Annotated in this window: 24 protein-coding genes and 2 pseudogenes; 12 read left to right on the top strand and 14 right to left on the bottom strand. The window is 33.8% G+C overall.

What is annotated here, in order from left to right; all coding sequences use genetic code 11:
- The first annotated feature begins 3 nt into the window (after window positions 1-3).
- A complete protein-coding gene (locus tag ABD940_RS07215; RefSeq protein WP_345201610.1) occupies window positions 4-327 on the top strand; it encodes a winged helix-turn-helix transcriptional regulator in 324 nt (107 codons plus the stop codon).
- Window positions 328-332: 5 nt separating this feature from the next.
- On the opposite strand, the gene ABD940_RS07210 is transcribed toward ABD940_RS07215, so the two are convergent.
- Complete coding sequence (locus tag ABD940_RS07210; RefSeq protein WP_345201608.1) at window positions 333-791, bottom strand: VOC family protein; 459 nt, start codon at window positions 789-791, stop codon at window positions 333-335.
- 167 nt (window positions 792-958) lie between these two features.
- Between ABD940_RS07210 and ABD940_RS07205 the strand changes: the two genes are divergently transcribed.
- Window positions 959-1,951, top strand: a complete 993-nt coding sequence (locus ABD940_RS07205; protein ID WP_345201605.1) for an SDR family oxidoreductase — start codon at window positions 959-961, stop codon at window positions 1,949-1,951.
- Window positions 1,952-2,008: 57 nt separating this feature from the next.
- On the opposite strand, the gene ABD940_RS07200 is transcribed toward ABD940_RS07205, so the two are convergent.
- A complete protein-coding gene (locus tag ABD940_RS07200; protein WP_345201603.1) occupies window positions 2,009-2,848 on the bottom strand; it encodes a 5'-nucleotidase, lipoprotein e(P4) family in 840 nt (279 codons plus the stop codon).
- A 182-nt stretch (window positions 2,849-3,030) separates the two neighbouring features.
- On the opposite strand from ABD940_RS07200, the gene ABD940_RS07195 reads away from it, so the two are divergent.
- Window positions 3,031-4,212: a glycoside hydrolase family 88 protein gene (locus tag ABD940_RS07195; protein WP_345201601.1), complete on the top strand. Its 1,182-nt coding sequence runs from the start codon at window positions 3,031-3,033 to the stop codon at window positions 4,210-4,212.
- A gap of 54 nt (window positions 4,213-4,266) precedes the next feature.
- Here the strand turns inward: ABD940_RS07195 and ABD940_RS07190 are convergent, their stop codons facing one another.
- Window positions 4,267-5,325, bottom strand: coding sequence for a 3-oxoacyl-ACP synthase III family protein (locus tag ABD940_RS07190; protein WP_345201598.1), 1,059 nt, complete (start codon window positions 5,323-5,325; stop codon window positions 4,267-4,269).
- Between the two features lie 469 nt (window positions 5,326-5,794).
- Here ABD940_RS07190 and ABD940_RS07185 point away from each other — a divergent pair, with 469 nt between their 5' ends.
- The gene (locus ABD940_RS07185) at window positions 5,795-7,594 is read left to right on the top strand and encodes a hypothetical protein (protein WP_345201595.1); all 1,800 of its coding nucleotides are present in this window, start codon (window positions 5,795-5,797) and stop codon (window positions 7,592-7,594) included.
- Window positions 7,595-7,645: 51 nt separating this feature from the next.
- Here the strand turns inward: ABD940_RS07185 and ABD940_RS07180 are convergent, their stop codons facing one another.
- From ABD940_RS07180 to ABD940_RS07170, 3 genes are all read right to left on the bottom strand, one after another.
- Window positions 7,646-7,822: a DUF4236 domain-containing protein gene (locus ABD940_RS07180; protein WP_345201592.1), complete on the bottom strand. Its 177-nt coding sequence runs from the start codon at window positions 7,820-7,822 to the stop codon at window positions 7,646-7,648.
- Between the two features lie 877 nt (window positions 7,823-8,699).
- The gene (locus tag ABD940_RS07175) at window positions 8,700-9,824 is read right to left on the bottom strand and encodes a retropepsin-like aspartic protease (protein WP_345201588.1); all 1,125 of its coding nucleotides are present in this window, start codon (window positions 9,822-9,824) and stop codon (window positions 8,700-8,702) included.
- Between the two features lie 92 nt (window positions 9,825-9,916).
- Window positions 9,917-10,264, bottom strand: coding sequence for a hypothetical protein (locus tag ABD940_RS07170; RefSeq protein WP_345201585.1), 348 nt, complete (start codon window positions 10,262-10,264; stop codon window positions 9,917-9,919).
- Window positions 10,265-10,912: 648 nt separating this feature from the next.
- Here ABD940_RS07170 and ABD940_RS07165 point away from each other — a divergent pair.
- From ABD940_RS07165 to ABD940_RS07155, 3 genes and pseudogenes are all read left to right on the top strand, one after another.
- Window positions 10,913-11,755 (top strand): annotated as a pseudogene (locus tag ABD940_RS07165) (RteC domain-containing protein).
- A 286-nt stretch (window positions 11,756-12,041) separates the two neighbouring features.
- Window positions 12,042-12,275 (top strand): annotated as a pseudogene (locus tag ABD940_RS07160) (helix-turn-helix domain-containing protein); the annotation flags it as partial.
- Entirely contained in the window at window positions 12,276-13,466 is a 1,191-nt protein-coding gene (locus tag ABD940_RS07155) for a helix-turn-helix domain-containing protein (RefSeq protein WP_345202622.1), read from the top strand.
- Here ABD940_RS07155 and ABD940_RS07150 read toward each other — a convergent pair.
- Complete coding sequence (locus tag ABD940_RS07150) at window positions 13,463-14,440, bottom strand: XAC2610-related protein (protein ID WP_345201581.1); 978 nt, start codon at window positions 14,438-14,440, stop codon at window positions 13,463-13,465. The two genes, ABD940_RS07155 and ABD940_RS07150, sit on opposite strands and share 4 nt — an antisense overlap.
- Window positions 14,441-14,678: 238 nt before the next feature.
- Here ABD940_RS07150 and ABD940_RS07145 point away from each other — a divergent pair, with 238 nt between their 5' ends.
- The 5 genes from ABD940_RS07145 (at window position 14,679) to ABD940_RS07125 (ending at window position 18,060) form a co-directional block, all read left to right on the top strand.
- A complete protein-coding gene (locus tag ABD940_RS07145) occupies window positions 14,679-15,275 on the top strand; it encodes a Crp/Fnr family transcriptional regulator (protein WP_345201577.1) in 597 nt (198 codons plus the stop codon).
- A gap of 337 nt (window positions 15,276-15,612) precedes the next feature.
- On the top strand, window positions 15,613-16,026 hold the full coding sequence (locus tag ABD940_RS07140; protein ID WP_345201574.1) for a hypothetical protein: 414 nt from the start codon (window positions 15,613-15,615) through the stop codon (window positions 16,024-16,026).
- On the top strand, window positions 16,013-16,294 hold the full coding sequence (locus tag ABD940_RS07135) for a hypothetical protein (protein WP_345201570.1): 282 nt from the start codon (window positions 16,013-16,015) through the stop codon (window positions 16,292-16,294). The genes ABD940_RS07140 and ABD940_RS07135 overlap by 14 nt, the downstream gene beginning before the upstream one ends.
- A gap of 193 nt (window positions 16,295-16,487) precedes the next feature.
- Window positions 16,488-17,078, top strand: a complete 591-nt coding sequence (locus ABD940_RS07130) for a Crp/Fnr family transcriptional regulator (RefSeq protein ID WP_345201565.1) — start codon at window positions 16,488-16,490, stop codon at window positions 17,076-17,078.
- Window positions 17,079-17,307: 229 nt separating this feature from the next.
- The gene (locus ABD940_RS07125) at window positions 17,308-18,060 is read left to right on the top strand and encodes an SDR family NAD(P)-dependent oxidoreductase (protein WP_345201560.1); all 753 of its coding nucleotides are present in this window, start codon (window positions 17,308-17,310) and stop codon (window positions 18,058-18,060) included.
- 127 nt (window positions 18,061-18,187) lie between these two features.
- Here ABD940_RS07125 and ABD940_RS07120 read toward each other — a convergent pair whose 3' ends face one another.
- The 7 genes from ABD940_RS07120 to ABD940_RS07090 all read right to left on the bottom strand — a co-directional run bounded on the left by ABD940_RS07120 (window position 18,188) and on the right by ABD940_RS07090 (window position 25,192).
- The gene (locus ABD940_RS07120) at window positions 18,188-18,550 is read right to left on the bottom strand and encodes a PoNe immunity protein domain-containing protein (protein WP_345201556.1); all 363 of its coding nucleotides are present in this window, start codon (window positions 18,548-18,550) and stop codon (window positions 18,188-18,190) included.
- A 5-nt stretch (window positions 18,551-18,555) separates the two neighbouring features.
- The gene (locus tag ABD940_RS07115) at window positions 18,556-18,900 is read right to left on the bottom strand and encodes a PoNe immunity protein domain-containing protein (RefSeq protein WP_345201552.1); all 345 of its coding nucleotides are present in this window, start codon (window positions 18,898-18,900) and stop codon (window positions 18,556-18,558) included.
- 120 nt (window positions 18,901-19,020) lie between these two features.
- Window positions 19,021-19,527: a T6SS immunity protein Tdi1 domain-containing protein gene (locus ABD940_RS07110; RefSeq protein WP_345201549.1), complete on the bottom strand. Its 507-nt coding sequence runs from the start codon at window positions 19,525-19,527 to the stop codon at window positions 19,021-19,023.
- Between the two features lie 29 nt (window positions 19,528-19,556).
- Window positions 19,557-20,114 carry a T6SS immunity protein Tdi1 domain-containing protein gene (locus ABD940_RS07105; protein WP_345201546.1) on the bottom strand — a complete coding sequence of 186 codons (558 nt, stop codon included), beginning with the start codon at window positions 20,112-20,114 and terminating at the stop codon, window positions 19,557-19,559.
- 30 nt (window positions 20,115-20,144) lie between these two features.
- Entirely contained in the window at window positions 20,145-21,797 is a 1,653-nt protein-coding gene (locus tag ABD940_RS07100; protein WP_345201543.1) for a polymorphic toxin type 15 domain-containing protein, read from the bottom strand.
- Window positions 21,798-22,064: 267 nt separating this feature from the next.
- Entirely contained in the window at window positions 22,065-23,126 is a 1,062-nt protein-coding gene (locus ABD940_RS07095; protein WP_345201541.1) for a hypothetical protein, read from the bottom strand.
- A gap of 5 nt (window positions 23,127-23,131) precedes the next feature.
- Window positions 23,132-25,192, bottom strand: a complete 2,061-nt coding sequence (locus ABD940_RS07090) for a type VI secretion system Vgr family protein (RefSeq protein WP_345201539.1) — start codon at window positions 25,190-25,192, stop codon at window positions 23,132-23,134.
- Between the last annotated feature and the right edge of the window lie 27 nt (window positions 25,193-25,219).

Here is a 25,219-nt window from a genome sequence, read left to right as displayed (position 1 = left end):
CTCATGCGCAAGGAAAATTCTACCAATTCAATCAACGAAAAAGTGTTGAAAGATTTTTGTAATGCTTCAAAAACATTAATGATGATCAGCGGTCGTTGGAAACTATCCATTTTATTTAAGCTGATTGAAAAGGATACGAATTATTCAGATTTTAAAATTCTTTTGCCTGAAGTGAGTGATAGAACTCTTTCAAAACAATTAAAAGAATTGCAAACTGATGGTTTGATTTCCAAAGAAAAAGATAAAATTTCCTCTATTTATTCTTTGACGGCAAAAGGCAGAAGAATGAATTATATTTTATCTTCGCTATCAGATTTTCAGGATTAAAATTTTTAATCAAAATTTACATTTTCAAGAAATTCAATCACTTCGCCATTCGGACTATAAACGAGGCTGTTTTTTACAGTTACGCTTTTAGTTTTATTAATTAAATCCAGTTGAAAAACTCCTTCACTTAGATCTTTTGCTCCGTATTCAATTGCTTTTTTTCTTGCTTCTTCTGCATTTTTTACTGTGAAACAAATGTGAAGTAAAGCATTTTCGATATATTCATCATCATTTTTACGCTTTCTTCCCTGAGTTGGAATGTCTGAATTTTTATCACATATTTCAAGATAATAATTGATGTTTTTATTGTAAAGCATCGCACATTTTTCTAAGTTAAAATCCGGCAAAGACCAATCGTGAACTATTTCAAATCCTAATTTCTGATAAAATGAAATGGTTGTATCAAAATCCTGTGCTTTTATTGAGACGTGGTGAAACGCTGTAATATTTTCCGTTAATTCCATTATAATTTCTTTTATTCAAAGGTAAAATTCATTGTGTGGAAAAGAAAGAACTTACAAAATTGTTAGTTGATGAAAATATTTCTTAGTTTTTGAAATTAAACTTTAAAATATTCTTTATGGCATAATAATAGGTTGATTGTATGTAATTAACCAAAACCATTCACGAAATGAAATCAAATATTATATTAAAAAAGAGCCTGAAAGGAAAAACTGTCGTTATTACCGGAGGAAGTAGTGGAGTAGGAAGAGCCGTAGCAGAAGCCTTTGCATTGGAAGGATGTAATATTGTCGTTGCAGCACGAGGAAAAGAAGGCTTGGACGAAACGGTTGCTTTATGCAGAGATTTAGATGTTTCTGCATTGGCTGTTCCGACGGATGTTTCAATTGCTTCTGATGTTCAGAATCTGGCGAATAAAGCATTGCAATTTAACGGAAGAATCGATATTTGGGTAAATAATGCAGGAGTAATGGCAAGCGGAAAATTCGAAGAAATCCCAATGGATCTGAACGAACAGGTGATTAAGACCAATCTTTTCGGTTATATGCATGGAGCTTACAGTGTTTTGCCGATCTTTAAAAAACAAAATGAAGGAATTTTAATTAATAATGTTTCGATTGGCGGCTTTATGCCTGCACCTTACAGTGCCGTTTATTCTTCAACAAAATTCGGAATCCGTGGATTGATGGAATGTCTTCATGGCGAGATTTCAGATTTTCCGGAAATTCATATTTGTAATCTTTATCCGCAAATTCAGCGTTCTACGGGAAATATGCATTCAGCAAAATATTCGGGACTGGATTTTAAAATTCCGCCTTTTGCAGCCGATCCAAGAGATACCGCAGCAAAAATGGTTGAATTGGCAAAAAATCCAAGAAAAGATTTGTTCCCGGACTTTACTTCCATGATGATGAAAAATCTGTACGGATTATTTCCAAAACCGATTATTAATACAGCTTCTGCAGCAATGAGGTTATTAATGAAAGTTAAAAATGCACCTTCAGATTCAGGAAATGTATTAGAACCTTCCTCAGAACCTCACAGAATTTATGGTGAAACGATACTTCCGGTTCCTTCCAGAAAAACGAAAATGGCTGTTCTTGCAGGAGTAGGACTTGGATTAGCTTATATGTTACTGAAAACAAGCTCATCAAAAAAATAATTTGAAATTTATTAATAAAATATAGGCTGTCTTTATTTTAAGACAGCCTTTTTATTTTTAAGGAGTTGTTTTAACCGCATCGTAAATCATAGAAGATTTTAGACTGTCTGAAAGCTTATCGTAATTAAAAAATGAATTTTCCCAATCTCCATAACCTGTATTAGGAAGAACTATAAATTTTTTACCAAAATCATTTGCTAAAGTTTTCACGGCTTTAGATCTTTGTAATTCTTTCGCATCATCATCAAATAAACTTGAAAAATCTGCTAAATTATCACCTAAGAATAAAACTATGTTATAATTTTTAGCAACTTTTTTTCGTCGATCTTCCTTACTATTATTGCTATCTTGACGAAGAATAAGGTTGTTCTCATTTTGAAGTGGAAAACCATATTTTTTTAAGTTTTTTGTAGTTCCTGAACGTTCCTCCTCCTTACGATTCGTTATATAAAAAACCTGAACCCCTTTACTCGCTGCATATTGATAAAATTCCTGAGAACCACTTAATGGCTTTGCAATTCCTTCATCCGTCCATTTTTTCCATGCTTCTTTATCATAACTTTTTCCCATTTTTGCTTGGGATACGGCATAATAAGAATTATCTAAAAAGGTTTCATCAATATCTGAAACAATAGCTAAAGGTGGGTCTGATTCTTTTCTTGACGCTAAAGCTTGATCCAAACGAAGTTTAGCGATATTGTAGGCTTGTAGGCAAAGTGCTTCATATTCCGCAGCTCGTTGCTGATAAAAAGCAGCATAAATTTTTCCGTGGATATAAAGATTCTTATAAACAGGATCTTGGTGAGACGGTTTTGCAGAAGAATTTACTGTTGCTGTTTGACATGAAATTATGAAAACAAGAAAACAGCTTCCAATAATTTGATTGAATTTTTTCATGGTATTAAAGATTTAGTTTCTAACAAAATTATAATAATTTGTTATTAAATACAATCTTTTTCTTGTGTATCTTGTTGTTTATCTTTTGATTAGTTGTTTTAAATTTGAAAATAGAATTTTATATTTTAATATAATTAAACTGAAAAATTTAACTAAATTGTGCTGAAGAATCCTTTTAAATAATGACTTTACATAAAATCACAATTGCAGCTTTTTCTGTTTTAAGTATTGCTTTTCATTCGCAAAATAAAAAACAAATGGCAAGACTTATTCAGAACGAATTTGAATTTGCTGAAAAGCAATATAAATTTTTGCTTAAAACTGTTCCACAGGATAAAATGCCACAATCTTATAAAGATGGAAAGCTCATTACGAAAGATATTTCATGGTGGTATTCGGGTTTTTACCCTGGATCTTTATGGATGATTTATGAGCAGACTAAAAATCCCGAAATTAAAAAAGAAGCGGAAAGAACTTTAGAATTAATTGAACCAAACAAGACTTTTACACGAGATCATGATTTGGGTTTTATGATGTTCTGCAGTTTCGGAAATGCATACAGAATTACAAAAGATCCTAAATATAAAGATATTATTTTAACTTCTGCGGAATCGCTTTCCACGAGATTTCGTTCCGGAATGCAGGCAATTTTGTCTTGGGATAAAATGGCGGATTTCAAAAGTCCTGTCATTATCGATAATATGATGAATCTTGAAATGCTGAATTGGGCTTCACAAAACGGAGGTAATAAAAAGTTAAGCGAAATAGCTGTTGCTCATGCCAATACGACGATGAAAAATCATTTTCGTCCAGATTACAGTTCGTATCATGTGATTGATTATGATGTGAATACAGGTGAGGTTCTAGGCAAAAAGACTTTTCAGGGATATTCCGATTCTTCAGCTTGGGCGAGAGGACAAGGTTGGGCTTTGTATGGTTTTACAATGATGTATCGCTTTACAAAAGATGAAAAATATCTGATCCAGGCTCAACATATTGCAAATTTTATTCTTAATAATCCTACGTTGCCAAAAGATAAAATTCCGTATTGGGATTTTAACGACCCGAAAATTCCGAATGTTCCGAAAGATGCTTCTGCGGCGGGAATTATTGCTTCTGCTTTATTAGAATTAGGTCAATATTCAAAAGGGAATGAAAAGAAAAATTATGTTGATTCTGCAAAACAGATGCTGATAAGTTTGTCAAGTGAAAAATATCAGGCAAAAGTGGGAGAAAATGGAGGATTTTTATTAATGCACAGCACAGGCGGATTACCTCTGAATTCTGAAATTGATGTCCCGTTGATTTATGCAGATTATTATTTTCTGGAAGCTTTAAAAAGATATAAAGACTGGTATTTATAAGGTTTCGGGCAAATCGAAGATTTGCCCGAAACTATTTTTTATTGAAATTGCTAATTAAAATTTATAAACAAAAGCATTAATATTCATCCCTGCACCAACAGATGCAAACAAAACGATATCATTTTTTTCTATCTGATGTTCCTTCAATTCACCTCTCAAAATCATAGCCAATAAAGATGGTATTGTTGCAACACTGCTGTTACCCAATTTATCGATTACCATTGGCATTATATTCGGAGGAAGAGGAGTGTTGTATAGCTGATAAAACCTTTCTACGATAGCTTCATCCATCTTTTCATTAGCTTGATGAATGATAATTTTATTTAGATCATTAATAGAATATCCACTTTTGTCAAGGCATTGTTTCATGGCTTCCGGAACATTTACGAGAGCAAATTCGTAAATTTTTCTTCCATCCATTTTAATGTATTTGGTATCCTGACATCTTTCATTATTGTATGATTTTCCAAAATACAGATAATCTTTTTCCTTAAATGTAAAAGATGCTGAAAGATGAGACTGGATTCCCGATTCATCTTCTGTGGCTTCCAAAACTACGGCTCCGGCTCCATCTGCATAAATCATACTGTCTCTGTCGTGAATATCTGAAACTCTTGAAAGTGTTTCTGCTCCGATAACCAGACATTTTTTTGCAATACCGGATCTGATAAATGCATTTGCCTGTATTACACCTTCGATCCAACCCGGACAACCGAACAGAACATCATAAGCAACACAGAAATTATTCTTTATTTTCAATAAATGTTTAACCCTTGAAGCAAGGCTTGGAACGGTATCCGACTGAATAGTGCCAAATTTTACATCTCCGAAATTATGTGCAAAAATAATATAATCTAACGTTTCAGGATCAATTCCGGCATCTTCAATTGCTTGTTGAGCGGCGATCAATCCAAGATCTGAAGTCACTTCATCACTGTGGGCATAACGTCTTTCTACAATACCTGTAATCTTTTGTAATTTGCTGGTAATAGATGCGTTATCTTCTTTTAAAGCATCCCCTTGTTCATTTAGAAAAATGTGCTTATCGAAAAATAAATTAGTTATTGTTTCAGATGGTATATAGTTACCTACACCGATGATTTTACTTGTCATTAAATTATAAACTTTGACTTTCTGTCTTTAAAAATGATTAAACGAATAATTAAGTAAAGATACTAATTAAAAGATGTAATTTCATTTGTGACTAAAAAATTAAGTAAAATTAATAAAGTTTTGCATAAGATTATGATTTGGGATGAATGCTTTTTAATAAAAATTATTTTTTTTTGAAAAGTTTTAAAATTTGGTTAAATTAAAAATAACTCTAATTTAATATCTGGACTTTCATAAAATAAAATCCATTTCAAATGATTGAATTACAGTTATTTATTTAAATAAAGTGAAGTTTTCTTTAATTGTTTTATGTTTACTGTTATTAATATTTATATCAAATGATTTTAAACATATTTTGAAAATCTATTTATTATTTCATGCATAATTAATTTGAAACTGATAATTTTGTACTCAGTGAATTAGTTGATTGGAATTTAGAGGTAAGTAATTATTTTAATCAAATATAAAAATGATCAAAAAACCTTTACACAATTTCCATATTCCCGTGATGGGTCTAGCTTACACGATAGACAGTCCTATCCGTGTGGCGCAATACGGCATTTCTTCCGTAGTTTCTATAATTGATGATGAGATTATAGAAAAAATGAAAAATTTTTACAGTAAAAAGTTGAATCTGAATTACGCGAGTATTTCAACAAAGATCGACGATTATCGTGCCAAGAGAATCACAGATTATCTGGACATGATGGATGATATTGTGAATGAAAAATTTGAAGCGTTCAAAGAAGAAATTTTTAAAAACAAAACAGCTTTAAAAAGCTTCATAGAAATGCTTCCCAACACTTCAGAGCTGAAAAACGGTCTGCAGAGTTTCCTGAACCAAAAAGGAAATATCACTTCTTCAATTAAAAATTTCATTGAAAATCATCTTTCTCCAGGAAATATCGACGTAAATATTATGACAAAAGTCGATAAAGATAATTTTAAGAAAAATGAACAATTACCTGTAATTTATAATGACGCTCATGCTTCGCTTCGTGGTTTTGCAAAGAGTAAATTATCTTCCTCAATGGTTCTTTCTGCAGGAATGAATCCTCGTTTATACAGTTATATTGAAGAATTCGACGATTTTTTTCCTGACGAAAATGGTAATCTTAAAAAGAAAATTATTTTAAAAGTCAGCGATTTTCGCTCTGCAATGATTCAGGGAAATTTTTTAGCTAAAAAAGGACTTTGGGTTTCAGAATACAGAATTGAATCTGGCTTGAATTGCGGCGGTCATGCCTTTGCAACGGAAGGTTTACTGCTTGGACCAATTTTAGAAGAATTTAAACAAAAGAAAAATGAATTGATTCAATCTGCTCATTTTTTGATGATTAAAGCTTTGGAGCAAAAAGGAAAATTTCTAATTTCTGAGCCTTTAGAAATGAAAATAACCGTTCAAGGTGGAGTAGGGACATCTGAAGAACATGATTTTCTCTTGAAAACGTATAAAGTAGATAGTGTTGGTTGGGGATCACCATTCTTGCTTGTTCCTGAAGCAACTTTGGTGGATCGTGAAACGAGAGAATTATTAATAAAATCGAAAAAAGAAGATTTTTATTTGAGTAATCTTTCACCGTTAGGAGTACCTTTTAATACAGTAAAAGGAACGTCGAACGAAATTATCAGAAAAGAAAAACATCAAAGAAACCACTATGGAAGTTCATGTCCGAAAAAATTATTGGCTTTAAGTAAAGAATACTCATCTGAAGGGATTTGTATGGCTTCTAAGAAATATCAGGATATAAAATTTTCTGAATTGGATAAGGAAAAAGAGAATATTTCAGAAGATTTATATCAAAAAACGAAAGAAAATATCGCTGAAAAAGCATGTCTTTGTGTCGGTTTGGTAAATTCTGCATATCTCGAAAATAATATAGAGATTAAAGGTGAAAAACAGGGAGTTGTAATTTGTCCGGGACCTAATTTGGCATTTTTTGATAAAGAAGTTTCTCTTTCAAAAATGGTTAAGCATATCTACGGCACGGATAATATTCTTTCTGAAAATAACCGCCCAAATATGTTTATTAATGAACTGAAAATGTATATTGACCACCTTAAAAAAGAGATTACAGACTTTTCAGGAACGTTGACAAATTCCCAAATTAAAAAATGGAAAACTTTTAAAGAAAATTTATTCGAAGGAATTAATTACTATGAAGATGTTTTTTCAACAACTGATTTTTTTAAGAAAGATTTAAATCTAATTAATGACTTGCAAGAACATAAATTGAACCTGTCTAAAATAGAGATTCCATCAATTTAAATGGAACATGGTGAAACCTTCAGTTTTAGCTGGAGGTTTTTATTTAAATTATTACTTAAAAAGTTTGCCCAATGCTTTTAACCAGATATTCGTATTAATTCTCGCACCTCTTGAGCTGAAATTTACGCTTGCTCCTCGTTTGCCAATAGTAGTGTTTACTCCTTTTGGGCTGATGTTTAGATGAACACCGGGTATTAGTTTAATTCTTTTTCTATAACTCCATCCCATGATTTAAGTTTTTAGGTTAGTGATTTTCTATTCTAAAATTAGAGATATTTATTGATGATTTTTTACGGCTTTCCGTAAATTAGAAATTAAGTATTTCTTGATTTTGAATTGAGCTAGATTTAACGATTTTTCTCAGAATAAAGCATAAAAAAACCTCCAAATTTATTTGAAGGTTTAAATTTTTGCGGAGAAAGAGGGATTCGAACCTATTCTCCTAGTATACCATAGATATTGATTTTTTTACTTAAAGGATTAAAAGTGCCACGATATTGCCACAATCATTTCTATTATTTTCAAAAAATCATTTTCAATTCTCTTTTGAGTTGATGCGGAGAGCGAGGTATTCGAACCTCGATCATTAACGCGCTAATATTCTGCAGTTTACATTTTTAATATTTTTGAATGCCATGATCTTGCCACAACAGTCGATAAAAGGCATAAAAGATGTAAATCACCTATTTTAGGAATTAACTTAAAGAACGATGATAGTTTTAAAGTACAAATATATGCAATTTATAGAAATGTATTTTACTACTAGAAGCATTCTCAATTGTTGAAGATCATCCTTTGTAATATTTTCCATTTAGGAGATGTTTACAATTACTTAAATTTAATCTTAAATACATTTCAATGATTTTGTATGACAAACTTTGTTCTAACAGGGGTTTGCTCTTTATCATCCAGTAAGTTCAATAAAGTTGAATCTATCGGTATAACTTTCGATATATTTTTCAGTGATTTAAAAAAAATTGATAGGGGATGATGAGGGTTAAAAGTGGGGAAAGTTGATCTTTTTCCATCCTTTAACAATATTTTATATTTCTCCAAGATATGTATGATAGACTAAAGAAAAGTAAATATTTATTAATTTTAAGATCTACAGTTTCAAATATTGTAAAACGTTTTTCTTATCCAAAGTAAAAGTCTTATGCGATTCATTTTCAATGGTTATCGATTGGCTTTGGTCAAGTAATTTTTTTACTTCGCAGAATGATTCCATATCGATTTTAGAAACATTCATATTATTGATTTTAATGATTTTATCTGTTAATTGTAAACCTGACAATTGAGAAATCTCCAACTTATTGACAATAACAAGATTGTTGTCAATTGGAGCGAATGCTACTCCGAAGCTTTGGTATTCAGGAGCTTTTATTGTCTTTGTGAGAATAATTTTTTTATTGATAAAATCAAGATCAACCATATAATTTTCTATAAATCTGATGCCAATCAGATTGGGAGAATCTGAGCTATTGTCTATAATCTGATTACCAAGTTTTGTATTATTGATTTCAACCTCCATGAGATCAACCTCTCTTTGTCCTTTGGCTATACTACTTATAGATTGAGACAAAAGTCCTTGAAAAGTTAAAAAATCTTTATCTTTTATTTTATCATAAACTTTCTGATTAACTGAAAATCCCATTCCTGATCCAGTGTCAAAGGCAAATTCAATATTTTGATTTCTTATTTTAGCATAGATTTTTGGAACACTTGTGAAATTTTCTTCCGAAAAAGGAATTGCTGCAATAATATTTGATTGTTCTTGAGATTTTTCAAAAACATTTATAGTTTTCATTTTAAAATCAATTCTCCACATTTTACCTTTCATCATATTGGCTCCAAATATTCCACTGATCTTCTTACATGCACGACTACTCATCCATCCAATATCAGCAAATGAAAAATTTATATTTTTCAACTTTAGATCTGATATACGAAGATCATCCGTTGAAAAAACCTCTGTGTTCGATCTTACATTGTTGGCATCCACCCCTTGAAAAGTAATTTTGCTTTTTTCTTCATTTAACTGATCTTTTAACTCAGATGAAATGATAGTAAAAGCTCCAGTATCAAAAATGAAATTATGGGGAGCATTTTTAATATTTACACTGACGATCATTTTTCCGTCAATAAGTTCAAAAGGTATTGTTGTCGCATTAAAAAAGAAAGGAAATAATATTAGTATAAGTAAAAATAAATGCTTTTGATGATTTCTCATTTTTATAGTGATCTTTGATGTCTGACAAATATAAGAATAAAAAGGAAAAGGCTGCCGCATGGACAGCCTTTTCATGTTAAACTGTCTTTAGATTACCACGTCCACTTGATTCCAATAAGCCCTGTTACAGATGTAGAACCGGTTTGTGGATTAGTTGTTGTGCTGATGTTTGCTGAAACCTCTTTTTTCTTCTTTCCTCTGGCTGCAAAAGTGGAAGGAGGTGTTGTATCCTGCATTTCAATAGGGACTTGTCCTAAAAATCCTATTGCCAGACTGAATCCCGTTACCCTGATATCAACGAGTTCAAGCTCTCTAAGATACGCTTGCTGCTCTTCAGACATCTCGAAATTTTCAGAGATGAATTCAACTGGATTGCTGGCTACATATTCTGCAACTTTTAGTCTTTCATCGACAGATAATGCGTTCGATTCTTTTTGCATTGCTTGCACTCCTTTCGGAGTAAATGGAAATTTTTTCATAGTAGTTTGGTTAGGTTAATTTGGTTAATAATAGTAAAGACCGGAAGAGCTCTAATCCTGCTTTGTTACTGATACAAAGATAGTTTCGCATGGCGACAGAACTCGTCGTATTAAAGTTTGATTGGTGTTTTTTTGATGTTTTTTTAAATAAATAATTAATAAAATCAGCTTAATTCTTTTATGAAAAATGATTAAATTATTTAGCATTTATTGAGAAATAAACCAAGTCATCTCATCATACATTAGTAGTTGTAACGAAGTTCGTTTTATGGATTTCAGCGAATATGCAGTTAAAGACAGATAAGACACTGAAATCTATAACTAAAAAATTTGCTATTACCTTAGTTAAACTTAATCAGGTTATTCTTTTTACTACTATTGTGTTCTAAGATGAAATACATTCTTTGTAATTTTTCTTATACAATCCCATGGTAAAAGCTTCGGGAAAGCCTGTAGTAATATCTATTTGTGCATAAAAGAAATTTAAAATCGACATGATTGATTTAATCTTATTTCTCTATGATGAGATATAAGCAATTATTTCTTAAGTTGAAATACCTAAAGAAACTCTCTTGGGGATTATTAACCGATTAACCAAAATTTTTAACCATGGTACACCAAATTTACAGGGATGCTCTTACGGGTATCCAGGAACACGAGCGCAAGGTTTGTCAAGAATCCCGGCAAATTATTGAAGAAAGTTATCGAATGATCATTTTCATTCGAGAAGTATTAATCCAGCTAAAAGGACATGTACTGAAAAACGGATTCTCGAACAAATCCGAAGAAATTGAATTTTTTAGAAGAATTAAGCCTGAAATATTAGGTAAACTTATTTATTACAATAAATTATACAGGATTGAAACAGCTTGACCCTGCCCGGCTACGAGCGGTAAGCTTTACCAGAAATACTATTCTAATGAGTTACAGGAACTGAAACAGGAACATAATGATCAAATCAGTCATTCTGATTTTTTCAGGTATTATAGATCAGGCCGTACGGACCGTGATCATGAATTCTTTGAGTTGGGTAAGATCAATCTTAACTCCGGGCTGAGCAGCTATGTTTTTGAAATAGACCATCAGTTTTCGACTTACTATGATTATAAGGTATCCCGAATCCTAGCGTACGAGTCTTTATTGACCTACTTGTTGAGTAAGATAAATAAAGACGTCGCAGAAGTACCAGGAACGGATACTGATGTTTACTGGACCGAATCTAAAAATGCGCTTGTTGAACTTATTTATGCATTGTACTGTTCTGAGAGTGTCTCTAATGGCAGGGTTGGAATTCGAAAGATCAGTGAGACTCTGCAGGTTCTCTTCAGGATAAAGCTTGGAGATATTCATCATGCATTTCATCGGATGAAAGATAGGACTGGAAGCCGAACCATCTTCCTTGACCAATTAAAAAATGCAGTAGAAACTTACATGGATAAAGATCTATTTTAATAGCAGTAAGTAATTATCACCAACTATACCCTCAGTATAGTTTAATGTCTATCTCTAGTGCTCATCAATTTCCTACTTACCAATGCCTGCCAATTGGCAAATTCGACCTAATTTTTTAAGAAATGCGACGATTTAGTTGTAAAATACTGATAATCAAAATTTTATTTTTTTTAGGTGTTAAAAAAAACACGATTTCCATTGGCAAGGCTTGGCAAGTATTTTCTAAAAGGTTCTTCAACTTTGTTCTTGAACAAGCAAGTACATAGTAACCTTTAAAAAAATGCTTATGGAAATTGACAAAATGGAATTTGCCTTTTGGATGAAAAGGATAATGGAGCGTTTCGATCTACTGAGCGAGAAACTCAATATCGACAGTAAAGAACTCAATTCTTTAGATGGCGAAGAGTTACTTGATAATCAGGATGTACTTCAAAAGCTTAAGATAAGTACACGTTCTTTACAGCGCTACCGTTCTTCGGGGCAGTTACCATACTATACAATAAGCGGTAAACTTTATTATATGCACCCAAACCTCATATATGACAACCGTAGGGGATATTATAATAGTTTACATCAAATGATTGTCTGCTATCGAAACCTGGGCAATTATGGGCTGGCGGACTCATTGATTAGTATTGGACTTTTATCAACATCTTCAAATGAAGATTTTCGGCAAGAGTACGGATATTTCCTTAAAGAAAAGGGAATTGGGGAGTTTTGCAAAAAAGAATACCAAAATTCCATTCGAACCTTGAAACGCTCCGTAGAATCGATAGCGAATGTAAACGACTTTGCGTGGGCAAGCGTATGCTATTCTTATATCGGTAAATCTTACCTGGAGCTGGGAGATAACAACATGGCAATAAGGTATTTCCAAAAGGTAGATTCAGTATTTCAGCAGCATGGTTTTATACTTCCTGAACTCAGGAGCAATTATGAACAGTTACTCAATCAATACAAAAAACAAAAGAGTACCCGAAAGGAGCTGTACTACACCAAACAGCTTTTAAAGGCAGACAAGGTTATTTCGCAGGACTTTAGTTATCTATTTCATAAAATTTATAAGGAATATGATACTAGAACGCTACTTGAAGAAAAGGTCAGGCTTGAAAAAAAATCGATGTTAAGTATTTGGGTAAGTATCTCGTTAGCCGTATTTGCGTTATTCCTGATTATATTTTCATTGTTCGTTTACAGAACCAAAAGGCAGATCCATGAAAAGTATAGTCTTTTGGAACAAAAAATTCTGGCAAGAAATGATATGGTGGTAATCAATAACCCCATAAGCATTCGAGAAAATAATAAGGTGGATATTGAGAAGAAAATAGTTGATGATCTTATCTTAAAATTGCAGGGCTTTGAGGAGCGCATGGAGTTTACAGAAAGTGGAATTACGCTAAATAAACTTGCAGCTAAATTTGATACTAACCAGAATTATCTTTCGCAGGTAGTTAACGATTATAAGGGCATGAATTTTACCAGGTATCTTAGCGAATTACGGATCGCCTTTATTACTGACAAGCTCTATAATGACAAAAAATATCTTCGCTACAAGATAGAAACGCTGGCAGAAGAATGCGGGATTGCATCGAGAACTAATTTCTCGAACTTATTTCAGGAAATTAACGGAATGAGGCCAACCGATTTTATCAAGAAGAGGTTGGCTGATATTGATGATGAAAAGAGTAGGGAGGTGGGTGATCGGTTTTAATATAATATGTTTTGTAGGCTTAGTTTATCTAACCTTGTCAACGTTCCTGTTTTTGTTTTAGAAACAGGTTTCATCTCCATTGATTTAGTCGGTGTCTTTGCTACTATCTTATCATCAAAAATGATAAATTGAGTATTGTATTTTTTGAATGATAATGTATTCTCAGTCTTCGAATATTTAAAGTCTTCTGGATACAATAACTCTATCTTGTCATTTTTATCAGTAAACACGTAGAGTAGTGTTGAGTCGCTGTTTATTAAATACATTCTCTTTTTTTTCTCAAACTCAAAAGAAAGAATTATTTTGTCTTTGAGATCACCTGCATCTAATTTTTGATATTTGGAGCTTACCATTTTTCCATTTACCAGGTTATCTTCATCATAGTCATAGATAAAACCCCAGAGGTTCATTTCTTCGGCAACCACTTTTATAGGATAGGGACTGTTGTTTTTTACTTTAAATTCAGAGAACTGGTGCCAACAGCAGCCACTTTTTGTCATTGTGCTGATTATTTTACTTTTGTAATCGATGTTAAACATTCCGCAGTAATCTTGTGCAAGACTTGTAAAATCGGGACTGAACTTAAATTTTGTACCTGTAGCCAAATAGACTTTAAACGATGGACCATGATAACAACTATTTTGTCCATCCATAATTGCAAAATCTTTTACACCGTCAAAATTGAAATCTTGATACAAAATTTGGCTTTGCTCACCATAAGGCAACTCTTTTATATTTGCGAGTACTTTTCCGTTATGAAGTTCGTAGGTAATTTCATCTGAGCTGACTTTAATGAGCTCTTTATTTGTTCCTTTCTCATAAACGGCCACCCAACCTTTACTAAATACTTCTTTTGTATCCGCGATGAAAACCTTGCCATAATATTTATCCGAAAAATTATCAACCCTAAATGTTTTTTGCGCAAAAAGGGATTTTGATAGTAGTATAAATATGGCGAATATAATTTGTTTCATTGTTTTTTTTTTGGTGGTTCTGCTTACTTAGTGAGGGGTTTAAAAGTTAGTAATTTTATTGATTTGGTTCAAAGAAATCTTCTTAAAACTATACGATTCTTTAAAGCGTACTTAAAGCTGAGGTTGTAAGGGGACATATTTTTTTTTGTAGTCATGTACTGCTTAGGGATCGGAATGGTTTGGATTTTGTATTTAGTGCTTAAGTTTTTAATAAATCGATAACCATAAAACCTTATTTATGATAATTAGTGAAGAATTACTTTTGAATTATGGCGCTGATTACCAAGAATATGAAATAAATTCACTAATTTTTAGTGAGGGAAGTCAGCCTTGTTTTTACTATCAGATAGTTAGTGGTATTGTAGAATTAACCAATTATAGTGAGGATGGAAAAGAATTTACGCACAACATACTCACTAAGGGACATAGCGTTGGTGAGTCGCTTTTATTCAATGATAAAGTATATCCTGCAACAGCTATTTGTAAGAGTAAATGCACAGTATTAAAGCTTAAGAAAACAGATTTTATTAATTTGTTGATCCATAATCCTGAACTCTCACTCAGTATGTTTAAGTGGCTTTCGGATAGGTTGTATTATAAATACATCATGCTTTTTAGCATCTCTTCACACAATCCATCAACTAAAATCAAAACATTGATGGATTACCTTAAAGACTATAATTCCAATTCAAAGAAGTTCTCTTTTGAGGTGCCGCTCACCCGACAGCAAATTGCAAACTTAACAGGGCTTCGGGTTGAAACCGTGATAAGAACGATTAAAAAAATGGAAGCTGAAGATGTTTTACGGGTTAAGGAAAGGAAAATTTATTATTAGGCTAATACATTAAGCATTTAAAAAAGCTTTTTTTATGCTCATTTCTATGGGAAACCGTAAACCAAATATAGATTGGTTTGCTACATTTGAATATGGAAGAAAAATTATTACGACTTACGGAGAAAGAGATTACTGATATTTATCATGGACTTGTATTTGCCATGAAAGGGCTTGAGCAATATGAAAAGGGTACCGAACGGCTATTGGCAGATCGACTAGAGCGTATAGTAGAAAAGATTGAATCGCAAACGAGATAGCGAAAGCTTTAAATCTGTGCCCAATCATTATTTCTCAAAAAAATTTAGATTTTATTGAACTAACAATTAAATTGGCGTTAATGGTTTTAACGCTTAATTTATACAATATGTTTGAGAAATACAGGAATGACGTTCGCCAATTCTATGAAACACAAAAAGCTTTGGGTCTGCTTTCAATGAACTTAACTTACCCTACAATAGCAAGGCTTCGAAATGAATGCATAATATTATTTAATGATGGCTGTAACGAGAACGATCTGCGAATTTTAACTTCGTTTCTAGGAAAATCAATGAGAGAGCAACTGCTAGAACCTGCGATAAGATATTGTGATGTGGAAAAATTTAAAGCTTTACTCAATTTCCTTAAACGAGATATTAAAACGGGCGAAAAGAATGTAGAGCTTTTAGCATGGCTGATTGATTTTAAACCGCGACAATATGCAAATTATAAGGCAACGGGAAATAGCCAAGAACTTACGAGTGGTAAAAGATAATATTTTTAGTGCTGAAGAATTAGTTCTTGAAAACTGTAGTGATCGTGGAGCAATTAATTTGAGTGATAATAGGGTAGGAACTCCACCTTTTGAAAAGATATCAAATTTAAACCATAGGCTAGGAACGAAACGGTGGCACAAAGATTTAGGCTTGCAAAAACATTCTGTAGTAGCGGTTAAAATAGAATCGAAAGACTTGCAATTATCGCAGACGATTGTTGAAGAACCATCAAGAGCATTCCCATCAATAACATTGGAATATCCATAAGGTGTTAAGCTTACTGTTTCTACTTCAGATATTGAATTGATTTCGAAGCTGGTTAAGATGTGATTACGAAAAGTGTAACGTTTTTATGTTTGTTTCTTACAATTTGTATGCTTAGATTCATCTATTTTCTGCTGAAAAGACTAATTTTTTTAGTGTAGATCTTAGTATATTGCAAATTATTAAAATGAATTTCATGTCAAATATTGAAGCCTTTTTCGACTACGTTGAAAAATTATCAGGAGAACTATTTTCCGGAGAAGATAAGGTTTTGATTGAGACTCACATGGCGCCAAGAAGATTTAGGAAGAGACAGTATTTTTTGCAGGAGGGAGATGTATGTAAATATACGGGCTTTGTTTTAAAAGGTTCTGCCAAAACTTTCGTTGTAGATGAACAAGGCAATGAGCATATTTTAAAATTAAGTCTTGAAAACTGGTGGCTAGCAGATTTTGAAAGTTTTTACCAATTAACACCAAGTCGATACAATATAGAGGCATTGGAAGATTTAGAGGTTCTGCAGATAACCAATGCACAGGTTGAAGAGTTTTTAAAATTTATCCCGGCTTTTTCTACAATGATGGAGGTTATTAAACAAAACAATGCAATTGCCAATCAAAAACGAATGCAGAGTGCTATTAGCCATATGGCTGAAGAACGTTTTTCTCAATTAGTGAGTGAATATCCTCATTTTCTAATCCGCTTTTCGCAGAATGTGATTGCTTCTTATTTGGGCTTATCACCAGAAACGGTAAGCAGGCTTAGAAAAAAGCTGAACAAAAGATAAAACTCACAATATCAGCAGGTGTTTTAAATTCAATAAAGTATAAACTACATAAATATTAAAAGTCTTACTTATAATAAGTTACAACGAATTTTTGATCTAGATCAAGATATTGTGTTGATTTTTATCGGTTGTATTTTGTGATTCCGCTCAAGAAGTTGCCGATTTTCAGGAAATAACTTTGTATAAGAATTCAGAGCAAAAAAATCTGAAGAATTTAAAATATACAGTTATGAGTAAATTAAAGAACAAAGTTGTAGTTGTAACAGGTGGAAATAGTGGAATAGGGTTGGGCATTGCTGAAGCTTTAAAAAGCGAGGGTGTCGTTGGCGCAATAGTTGGCAGGAATCAAGAAACTTTAAATAATGCTATTACATTACTTGGTGATGGCTTTATAGCGATTAATGCCGATGTAAATAAAATGGAAGATTTGGAAAGGGTATTTAAAGAAACATCTGAAACATTCGGAAAAGTAGATGTGATTGTGGCTAATGCCGGTGCGGGAACTGTGGGTACTGTTGCAACCATTAATGAAGCTGAATATGATAAGACGATGAACTTAAACCTAAAGAGTGTTTACTTTACGGTTCAAAAAGCTTTACCTTACATGAATGATGGCGGTTCTATAATCCTCATCGGATCAAATGCTGCACATCGGGCATATTCTTCTTTCACACTTTATGGTGCTGCAAAGGCAGCAGTGATCTATTTGGCAAAAGGATTTTCAGCAGACCTTTTAGATCGTAAAATCAGGGCAAATGTGATAACCCCGGGTACAACAGATACTCCGGCATTTGAAAAATTTGTTCCAGTGGAACAATTAGATGCTGTTAAGGCGCATTATGCAGCACTTATGCCAACCGGTAGGATCGGGCAACCATCGGATGTCGGGAAAACAGCCGTCTTTTTAGCTTCAAATGACTCTGCGTTTATGCTAGGAGCTGAACTGCTTGTTGATGGCGGGATGACTTATTTAGCAAAATAATTTAGATTAAACTGGTGCGAGTTTATAATAACTTGTGCCAGTTCTTTTCATTAAAATAAAAGCAGTAGCAACTAATATTATTAATTTTAGCCCCTACCAGATTGAAGAATAAAAAATTTGTTTTTATTTAAAATGAACCATATCGTAAGGATAAAAATTTTTGATTTTTCAGAATGCTGTCGTCCAAATCTAAAATTTTTACCAATGCAGCACTTTCCCAGCTCCAGTATCCCGCATAGGTGTTATGCTTACTTTTATGATTGTCATACCATCCTGCATCTGAATGGCCTTTATACCATTCCTGATCCAAATATAACTTGAGGTTATTTATTGCTTTTTCTTTCTCACCATTTGTACCTAACGAGATAACTTGTTGTAATGATTGATATGGTTTTGGAAATTTAAAATCTTTAGATTGTTTTTCCCAAGTTGTTTTCTTTCCTAACAAAAAGTCTATTAAATAGTCGTCAGGATCTTCTTTACTAATCAACTCAGTCAATTTATCAAATCAGCAGTACTGATTCCGAGCAAAATTCCTAACGACACACCATCTAAAATCAAATTATACGTTAATGGATGTTTGAAATTGTATGATAAATCAATAAATTTTTTAAAAAATTTATTGATATCAGCTAGTGAGGTTCCACTTGAATAAAGAGCTTTTATTGCATTCAAATAAAAACCTTGTAACGTGTATAGCCCATTTATGGCACCTTTATCTTGATACCCTTTTTCGGCAACAATCTTTGAGGTTACCTCTTCAAACCTATTTATTCTGGTATAAAGATTATTTATATAATTGTCAAAATATTGCTCGTCTTGAATATGATCTCTTATCATGTTTTAAGTTTATCATTATGCACCTAATGCCATTTGCGGGTACTTTATATCATTTTCATTACTTCTAAATAATCATATAGCTTAACGAGTTTAATATATCAGATAGTTTCCAATTAAATTCTATCCAATTTTTCCCAATGCTTGTGCAGTGATTGATATATATTCTTTAATTTTTACTTTCTTGAGATTTTCCACCTTTTCAGCTCCTCCTAATCCAAGTAGTGGCTCATAAGAAAAACATTCATCAAAAGACAGCTGCCCCAGACTTTCTGCCCCCTGTTTAAAGTTCTTGCTATCGAGCTCTTCTAAAAGAAAACTATCATCCTTAATGTCTTCTAGAAAAAAATTAAAACCTGATTCAATTACTTTTGATTTTCCTCTTCGAAAATTCAAAAGAATAATGTAATTATTTTCCCATATAATTAAATCCCCTAGACCAGTTGCGAAAATTACATAAGCGGGCTTACCAATACTTTCATAACTTTGGTTCAATATATCTTTATAATCGTTTGGATTAACAACTTTTATAAAATCATTTGATAAAGTAGTAAATCCATTTAAATTCCAACAATCTAAAAGTTTTTGAGGTAATTTATCTCGGTATTCTTGTATTAAATTTTTAATCATCTAAAACCAATTAATAAAAAATTAAAAATTTATTGTATTTTACCTAAAGCTTGAGCTGTTATAGATATATACTCTTTAACCTTTATCTTTTTTAGATTTGTAATTTTTTCCGAGCCCCCCATACCTAACAAATGTTGATAACCATAACATTCATCTGATTGCAATTCTCCAAGGATGTTTTTTGCTTCTAAAAAATTGTTGTACGGTAATCTTTTTTCTAAAAATCCTTTGTCTGTCATTTTTAAATCAAAAAAAACTGTAGCTTTTCTACCAACAACTTCTTGTTTGGAATGGTTAATGTCTACAAATATTATACTATTATCTTCCCATAGGTACAAATTCCCAAAAGCATCTCTTGCAAAACAAATAGAAGGATTTTGTAGGGGTAAATAAACTTCATCAACTATATCTTTATATTCTATTGGATTTACTATCCACAAGAATCCATCCATATAACTACCTTTACCTTTTTGAAGGAAAACAAACAAGTCTTCAGGAAGATGTTGTTTAATAGTTTCTAAATTTTCATTAGAAATTTCTTGTCGGTGTTGAATATCACCATATGTTACTATAAATTTTTCAAACATTTTTTTGGTTTTAACAAATTTAATAAAATTTTATTCCCACGGCAATCTAATATTAAGGTAAGTATTGGCTCTCTGTTCAGGTGTCATTCCAGCAGCCTGTTCCCTTACCTGAGCATCAATTGCTTCAATTCTTGTTCTCCATTGGCTTCCTAGAGATGAGTTAACTCTTGAATCTCCAAGTCCTGTAATATTATCTCCATGACCACCAGCTACTTGATCGGGATCATGCAAAGCCGCTTTATCACTCATATAATTATCTGTTCTAGAGGCTGCTTCATCATAAGATAATCCTTCATTCTCCATTAAATCGTCTATCATCCCTTCTTTAAATTGCTCTCTATATCTTTGTTGGGCAGCACTTCCTTCAGAAGAACGTCCATTTTCTAAATAAGCATCACGGTTATTAATAAATTCTTCTACCGTTAGATTATTCATTCCAGCCTCTTGTCCTTCAATTTGTCTTTGGAACTCGGCGGCATCATGATCAGGATTTCTTCTAAATGGAGGATCACCATTTATTAATTCAGTTCTTACAATTGTAGCTTCAAAAGCTTCATGCTCTCCATCTTGTCTTGGAGCTTCACTTTCATTTACATTAAGATCCCTTACAGTTTCTTCCTCATTTGTTGTATTGCTTTCTCCATCGTTTACTTGCTCTTCTGTCTTAATATTAGATTCTTCTGTCTTGGCTTTAATTTCGTCAGGCGCTTTATGTACTGGTGAAAGTAACATGGCTAATCCTGCGACGTCATGCCATCCAAAGGAATAATCTGTTCCATCTTCTTTTTTCCATCCTAAGAATTTACCTATAATATTTTTGCCGGATTCGTACATTCCCGTTTCCATTCCAACTACACCTTTTCCAGCTGCACCCCAACCAGACTCTCCTGTGTTACCATAATGACCTAAACCAGCTTGTGTAGCGGTTACTGTTCTTAAACCAACGGCTGTTGCTACTGTTGTATAAACAGCTGTTGTACTTGCACCTGCGCCTGCATAGCCAAAAGTGGCAGCGATATTTTTAACAACATTCATAGAGCAGCTTTTGGCAAACTGCCATGCAGCTTGTCCTACACCTCGCCATCCACCCGTTGCAAAAGCTCCAGCACCACCGCTTAGCAGTGCGCCGCCCATTCCGACGGCAGCTCCAGCCATCATCCCCTCCATTAATTTTCCTATATAATTGGAGGCGCCAAGAGAAACAGCCTGACTCCAATTTTTGATTTGTGGAGCAAAAGTCACTTTGCCACCCGGTATCATACAGGTCATTTTGTAATCTCCCGTTAGTTGGTCGACACCTTGTACTGTAGTCTTTTTGCTTTTTATTAACGGGTCCCAAGTTCTAATTTTTGCTCCTAACTGTCCGCAAAGTAAACTTCCAACCACGGCTCCCCATGCGGCTCCGGCCAAACCTGCCAAAGCACCCAATGCAATAAGTGCAGCTCCACCTGTAGCAACCGTCATAGCGGCTATTACAACTACGGCTGCGGCTAACAGGGCGTAGATCAACATCAACTTAGTACAGCCAAAATCTATCCAGCTACTGGTTGCCTTATCCTGAACGGTAATGTATTTTTCTCCCGACTGTTTTTTAGTAGTGGTGTTCGTACCCTGTAATTGGGCAGGAACAGCACCATTTGTGCACATCCAGAAATCTTTTTCAGTTATCCTTTTATTTCCCATTTCATACCCTTTTCAGAATTTTACTTTGTGAATGATAGGCTAACCTGACCTTGCTTCCCGCCATCAATTGCTGTACGATCCTTTTTTTGATGAAGACCATATTACCCTTGCTAAATCTTGTTTCAAGGACAAATGAAAAATCCTTGTTCTGTTTTACGATGACGATTAGGAATTCTTTTGTTCCTAACCGAAAGGATTTGTACCATTTATCTTTAACCGCAGCGGTTATTTTTTCTTCTATAATTATTTTGTTCATCAGATGTGTATTTAAAATCCAAAAAATCCTTTTTTCTTTTTCTTTTCCTGATGAATCTTCCACTGCCGTTCCTCATAGATTTTCCATTCTTCAAGCGTAAATTCCTTTCCCTCGACTACCTTGTATATTTCAGGTTTAGCGTTTTCCCTTACAATTTCAGGAGTTATATCAGGCGTTGCTTCTTTAGCTTTTGAAGAATTTAGTTTTTCCTGCTGTAATTTTTTCTCCGTGTCGCTGATCATTTTGTAAGTGAACTTCTGATAAAGCTTCTTAGGTTCCACTTCTTCGACTTTTTTTATAATCGCTTCGTCTAATTTTCCTGTATTTCTTTCAATAACCCGCTCTTCACTCTGAAACATTTTGACATGCAGTGGATTTATCTCTAACTGCTCTTTAAATTGATGATAAGCAGCATTTAAATAACCTGGAGAGAACGGTCGTACAGGATTGGCATCAGATGAAATGCATATTTTCTCTTCAGTAGATTTGGAAACCATTTCATCGATATTAATATTCCATTCCAGATTGGCAGTATTGAATATGTTTGTCCCTGATATTTTTTTTGCCCTGGGAATAATTTCCTCAAAGATCTGCCCGAAGTAAACCTGAAAGAACTCATTAGCCTGAACCGCTACCTTTACTTTTTCAGGGCTATTAAAAATAGTGTCATTGAGTGACATGGCCTGTTCCAGTTCAGGATTTCCTGAAATGTACTTTTGCATTTCTGTTTTAGTTTCCCCCCATTTAGAGAGGATCAGATCAGTGTTGAGTACCTTGAGCACCTTTCCTTTGGGAGATAGGTTTAAATGTAGCTCATTGTACATTCTTCCAAAAACCTGGCTTACCTGTGCCACCTCTTTCACCATCGGATTATTTGCCTTGACAATTCTATTATCAAGCATGAGCAGACGAACTTCAATATGGTCATCCCTAATATCCAAAACCTGAAAATCATAACGAAGTTCTACAGTTGAAATAATGAGTGCACTAACAGCGTTTACTTCGGAAGCGATGGTAAGCGTATACTGTTCCCTAAAAGGCTGTTGTATATAAATTTTATTATCTTTTTCCATAACAATTAGTTTATAAATACATCTCCTCCGTCTAGTTTTGTCTCGCCACCAATGTGATTCTTAGCTGATGATAAATCAATTGAAGACTTGCCCTTTACCACGACCTTTCCACTACTAATTGTTATGGAACTGCCATCAATAATAATGCTGCTTCCGCCTACTTTTATGGTGACCTTTGTTTTTCCGCTCAAGTCAATAACTCCATCTGAATCCATACTCAGAGCAGACGCACCTTTTCCAACATCTGTGGCATGTTTACTTCCCGCATTTACATGATGATTGCTTTTAGCAATGGTGCTTGCATTTCCACCACCATCAAACTTCATACTTACGCCACCATTATCCTGCATATGCAGTGAACCATCTTTGTCGTTCATATGTAGACGGCTTCCTGTAGGCGTTTGTAATCCTTTCATAAAGTTTCCGGCTCCACCTAGACCTGCGCTTGCCTCACCATTAAACATTGCCCCAAACACAAAAGGACGTTCTGCGTTACCATTATCAAAACCAACCACTACTTCCTCGCCAACTTCAGGAATAATATGCATCCCTTTTCCTTTTCCGGCGTACGGTGTAACCACTCTTAACCAAGGGGTGGTAAGTCCCTTTTTCTTTTGCCAGGGAAACTGGATCTTTATCATTCCCTGTGGATTATCATTCTGCACAACGGTGGCTGACTGTTCCTCACACGTAGGAAAAGCATCTTCGTCAAAAAATGGAGATATAAAGATGTCGGGAATCCCTAGAAATTCATTGTAATATTCGTTACCATTATGGTAATGACTGATAGCGATAATGCGATAGGTTTCCATCGCTTTTGCATTAATGTCTGAGATTTCTGCTCTTCCGCCAATCCTTAATTTTGGATTACGGCTTTTTCCCCTTACCTGTAGCAGATGCTCACGGCTTTCCTTTTGTCGCAGTACCATTTCTTTCAGGTCGCTTTCCACATTTTGTTGTGAGGTCGCATTAAAAAGCATTTCTGCCTTTTTCTTAAATACCTGCTTTGAAGCATTCACTGCAATAGCCTGGAAATTATTTTCCTTATATTGTGTTTTTGCCGAATCAGAATCTTTTTCTTTTACCTCTGCCGAAATGCTGTCATAAGCCATGTACTTAAAACTTTGGGGCTTAATCATCATTTCAAATTCAATATTGATCAGGTCTATATTTTCGCCAACTTCGATAGTAGGCTGTACCTTGTTTCCAAAAATGAGCTGCTCACCGTCGTAGTAAAAATACTCGCCGTATCGTAGCGCAAGCCTTTTGATGAACTGGTAATCAGATTCCTTGTATTGTACGGTATAGGGGATGGTGTATTTGGTATTTAAGTTATCAGCAACTATAGGAACCTCACCTTTGTATTCCTTTAGGGCATCCTCTACAATGCCTTTGAGATCCTTGTTTTCAAAACTCTGACAGTCTTTTCCGTTTTCCAGCAGGATGCTTGGTGCATAACCTGTAATAGACAATGTACCGTAGCCACCTCCATCATCTTTCTTGTTCCGGATATTGGCGATAATCCCTTTAAAGGATTGTGTAATTTCCCCATATCGATGAAAATTTACAACTACATTGCTTCCGAGTAGTTTTTTGGAATTTTCCATTACATATCCCTCAAAGCTGTCCAAAGCATCATCGGGTGTGGTAATGTTAAAACTGTCATGATCGTTCGTATGCTGTTTTAAAGAAACAGAATAACTGTTCTTGGCAAGAAACTCCTTACCATCGATGGTAAGCGTACAATAGACCAACGGACTGTCCTTGTCGGCAAGGAAATCCTTAAAGGTTTTTGAAATGACCTGATTCGTGGTGTCTACAGCACTGTGGGACATTCCTGTAAAAGTTTCATTTACTGGTGCCTCAGTATCCTTGATCCATGAAAAATTTTTAGCTGCCTTAATGATGGTGTCTTTATTCTCAACAACCTTATTTACTATAGGATTATTTAATTTTTCAGAAACTGCCCCTGCAATTTTATTCTCAGCCGTTGATATAGCCTGTTGCTTAAGTTCATCCAACCCACCATCCAATGGGTTTTTAGGATTGTTATCTTGTAATGACATATTGATTGAGTTATTGGCGTTAATTTT

This window comes from Chryseobacterium ginsengisoli (assembly GCF_039542325.1).
GTDB classification, from domain to species: Bacteria; Bacteroidota; Bacteroidia; order Flavobacteriales; family Weeksellaceae; genus Chryseobacterium; species Chryseobacterium ginsengisoli.
This window is presented reverse-complemented; position numbering and strand designations above follow the sequence as displayed.

Excerpts from the sequence above, each read along its gene's own strand:
- ABD940_RS07215 (WP_345201610.1), top strand. The coding sequence starts at position 4 with ATGCGCAAGGAAAATTCTACCAATTCAATCAACGAAAAAGTGTTGAAA.
- ABD940_RS07210 (WP_345201608.1), bottom strand. The coding sequence starts at position 791 with ATGGAATTAACGGAAAATATTACAGCGTTTCACCACGTCTCAATAAAA.
- ABD940_RS07205 (WP_345201605.1), top strand. The coding sequence starts at position 959 with ATGAAATCAAATATTATATTAAAAAAGAGCCTGAAAGGAAAAACTGTC.
- ABD940_RS07200 (WP_345201603.1), bottom strand. The coding sequence starts at position 2,848 with ATGAAAAAATTCAATCAAATTATTGGAAGCTGTTTTCTTGTTTTCATA.
- ABD940_RS07195 (WP_345201601.1), top strand. The coding sequence starts at position 3,031 with ATGACTTTACATAAAATCACAATTGCAGCTTTTTCTGTTTTAAGTATT.
- ABD940_RS07190 (WP_345201598.1), bottom strand. The coding sequence starts at position 5,325 with ATGACAAGTAAAATCATCGGTGTAGGTAACTATATACCATCTGAAACA.
- ABD940_RS07185 (WP_345201595.1), top strand. The coding sequence starts at position 5,795 with ATGATCAAAAAACCTTTACACAATTTCCATATTCCCGTGATGGGTCTA.
- ABD940_RS07180 (WP_345201592.1), bottom strand. The coding sequence starts at position 7,822 with ATGGGATGGAGTTATAGAAAAAGAATTAAACTAATACCCGGTGTTCAT.
- ABD940_RS07175 (WP_345201588.1), bottom strand. The coding sequence starts at position 9,824 with ATGAGAAATCATCAAAAGCATTTATTTTTACTTATACTAATATTATTT.
- ABD940_RS07170 (WP_345201585.1), bottom strand. The coding sequence starts at position 10,264 with ATGCAAAAAGAATCGAACGCATTATCTGTCGATGAAAGACTAAAAGTT.
- ABD940_RS07155 (WP_345202622.1), top strand. The coding sequence starts at position 12,276 with ATGCACCCAAACCTCATATATGACAACCGTAGGGGATATTATAATAGT.
- ABD940_RS07150 (WP_345201581.1), bottom strand. The coding sequence starts at position 14,440 with ATGAAACAAATTATATTCGCCATATTTATACTACTATCAAAATCCCTT.
- ABD940_RS07145 (WP_345201577.1), top strand. The coding sequence starts at position 14,679 with ATGATAATTAGTGAAGAATTACTTTTGAATTATGGCGCTGATTACCAA.
- ABD940_RS07140 (WP_345201574.1), top strand. The coding sequence starts at position 15,613 with ATGGTTTTAACGCTTAATTTATACAATATGTTTGAGAAATACAGGAAT.
- ABD940_RS07130 (WP_345201565.1), top strand. The coding sequence starts at position 16,488 with ATGTCAAATATTGAAGCCTTTTTCGACTACGTTGAAAAATTATCAGGA.
- ABD940_RS07125 (WP_345201560.1), top strand. The coding sequence starts at position 17,308 with ATGAGTAAATTAAAGAACAAAGTTGTAGTTGTAACAGGTGGAAATAGT.
- ABD940_RS07115 (WP_345201552.1), bottom strand. The coding sequence starts at position 18,900 with ATGATAAGAGATCATATTCAAGACGAGCAATATTTTGACAATTATATA.
- ABD940_RS07110 (WP_345201549.1), bottom strand. The coding sequence starts at position 19,527 with ATGATTAAAAATTTAATACAAGAATACCGAGATAAATTACCTCAAAAA.
- ABD940_RS07105 (WP_345201546.1), bottom strand. The coding sequence starts at position 20,114 with ATGTTTGAAAAATTTATAGTAACATATGGTGATATTCAACACCGACAA.
- ABD940_RS07100 (WP_345201543.1), bottom strand. The coding sequence starts at position 21,797 with ATGGGAAATAAAAGGATAACTGAAAAAGATTTCTGGATGTGCACAAAT.
- ABD940_RS07095 (WP_345201541.1), bottom strand. The coding sequence starts at position 23,126 with ATGGAAAAAGATAATAAAATTTATATACAACAGCCTTTTAGGGAACAG.
- ABD940_RS07090 (WP_345201539.1), bottom strand. The coding sequence starts at position 25,192 with ATGTCATTACAAGATAACAATCCTAAAAACCCATTGGATGGTGGGTTG.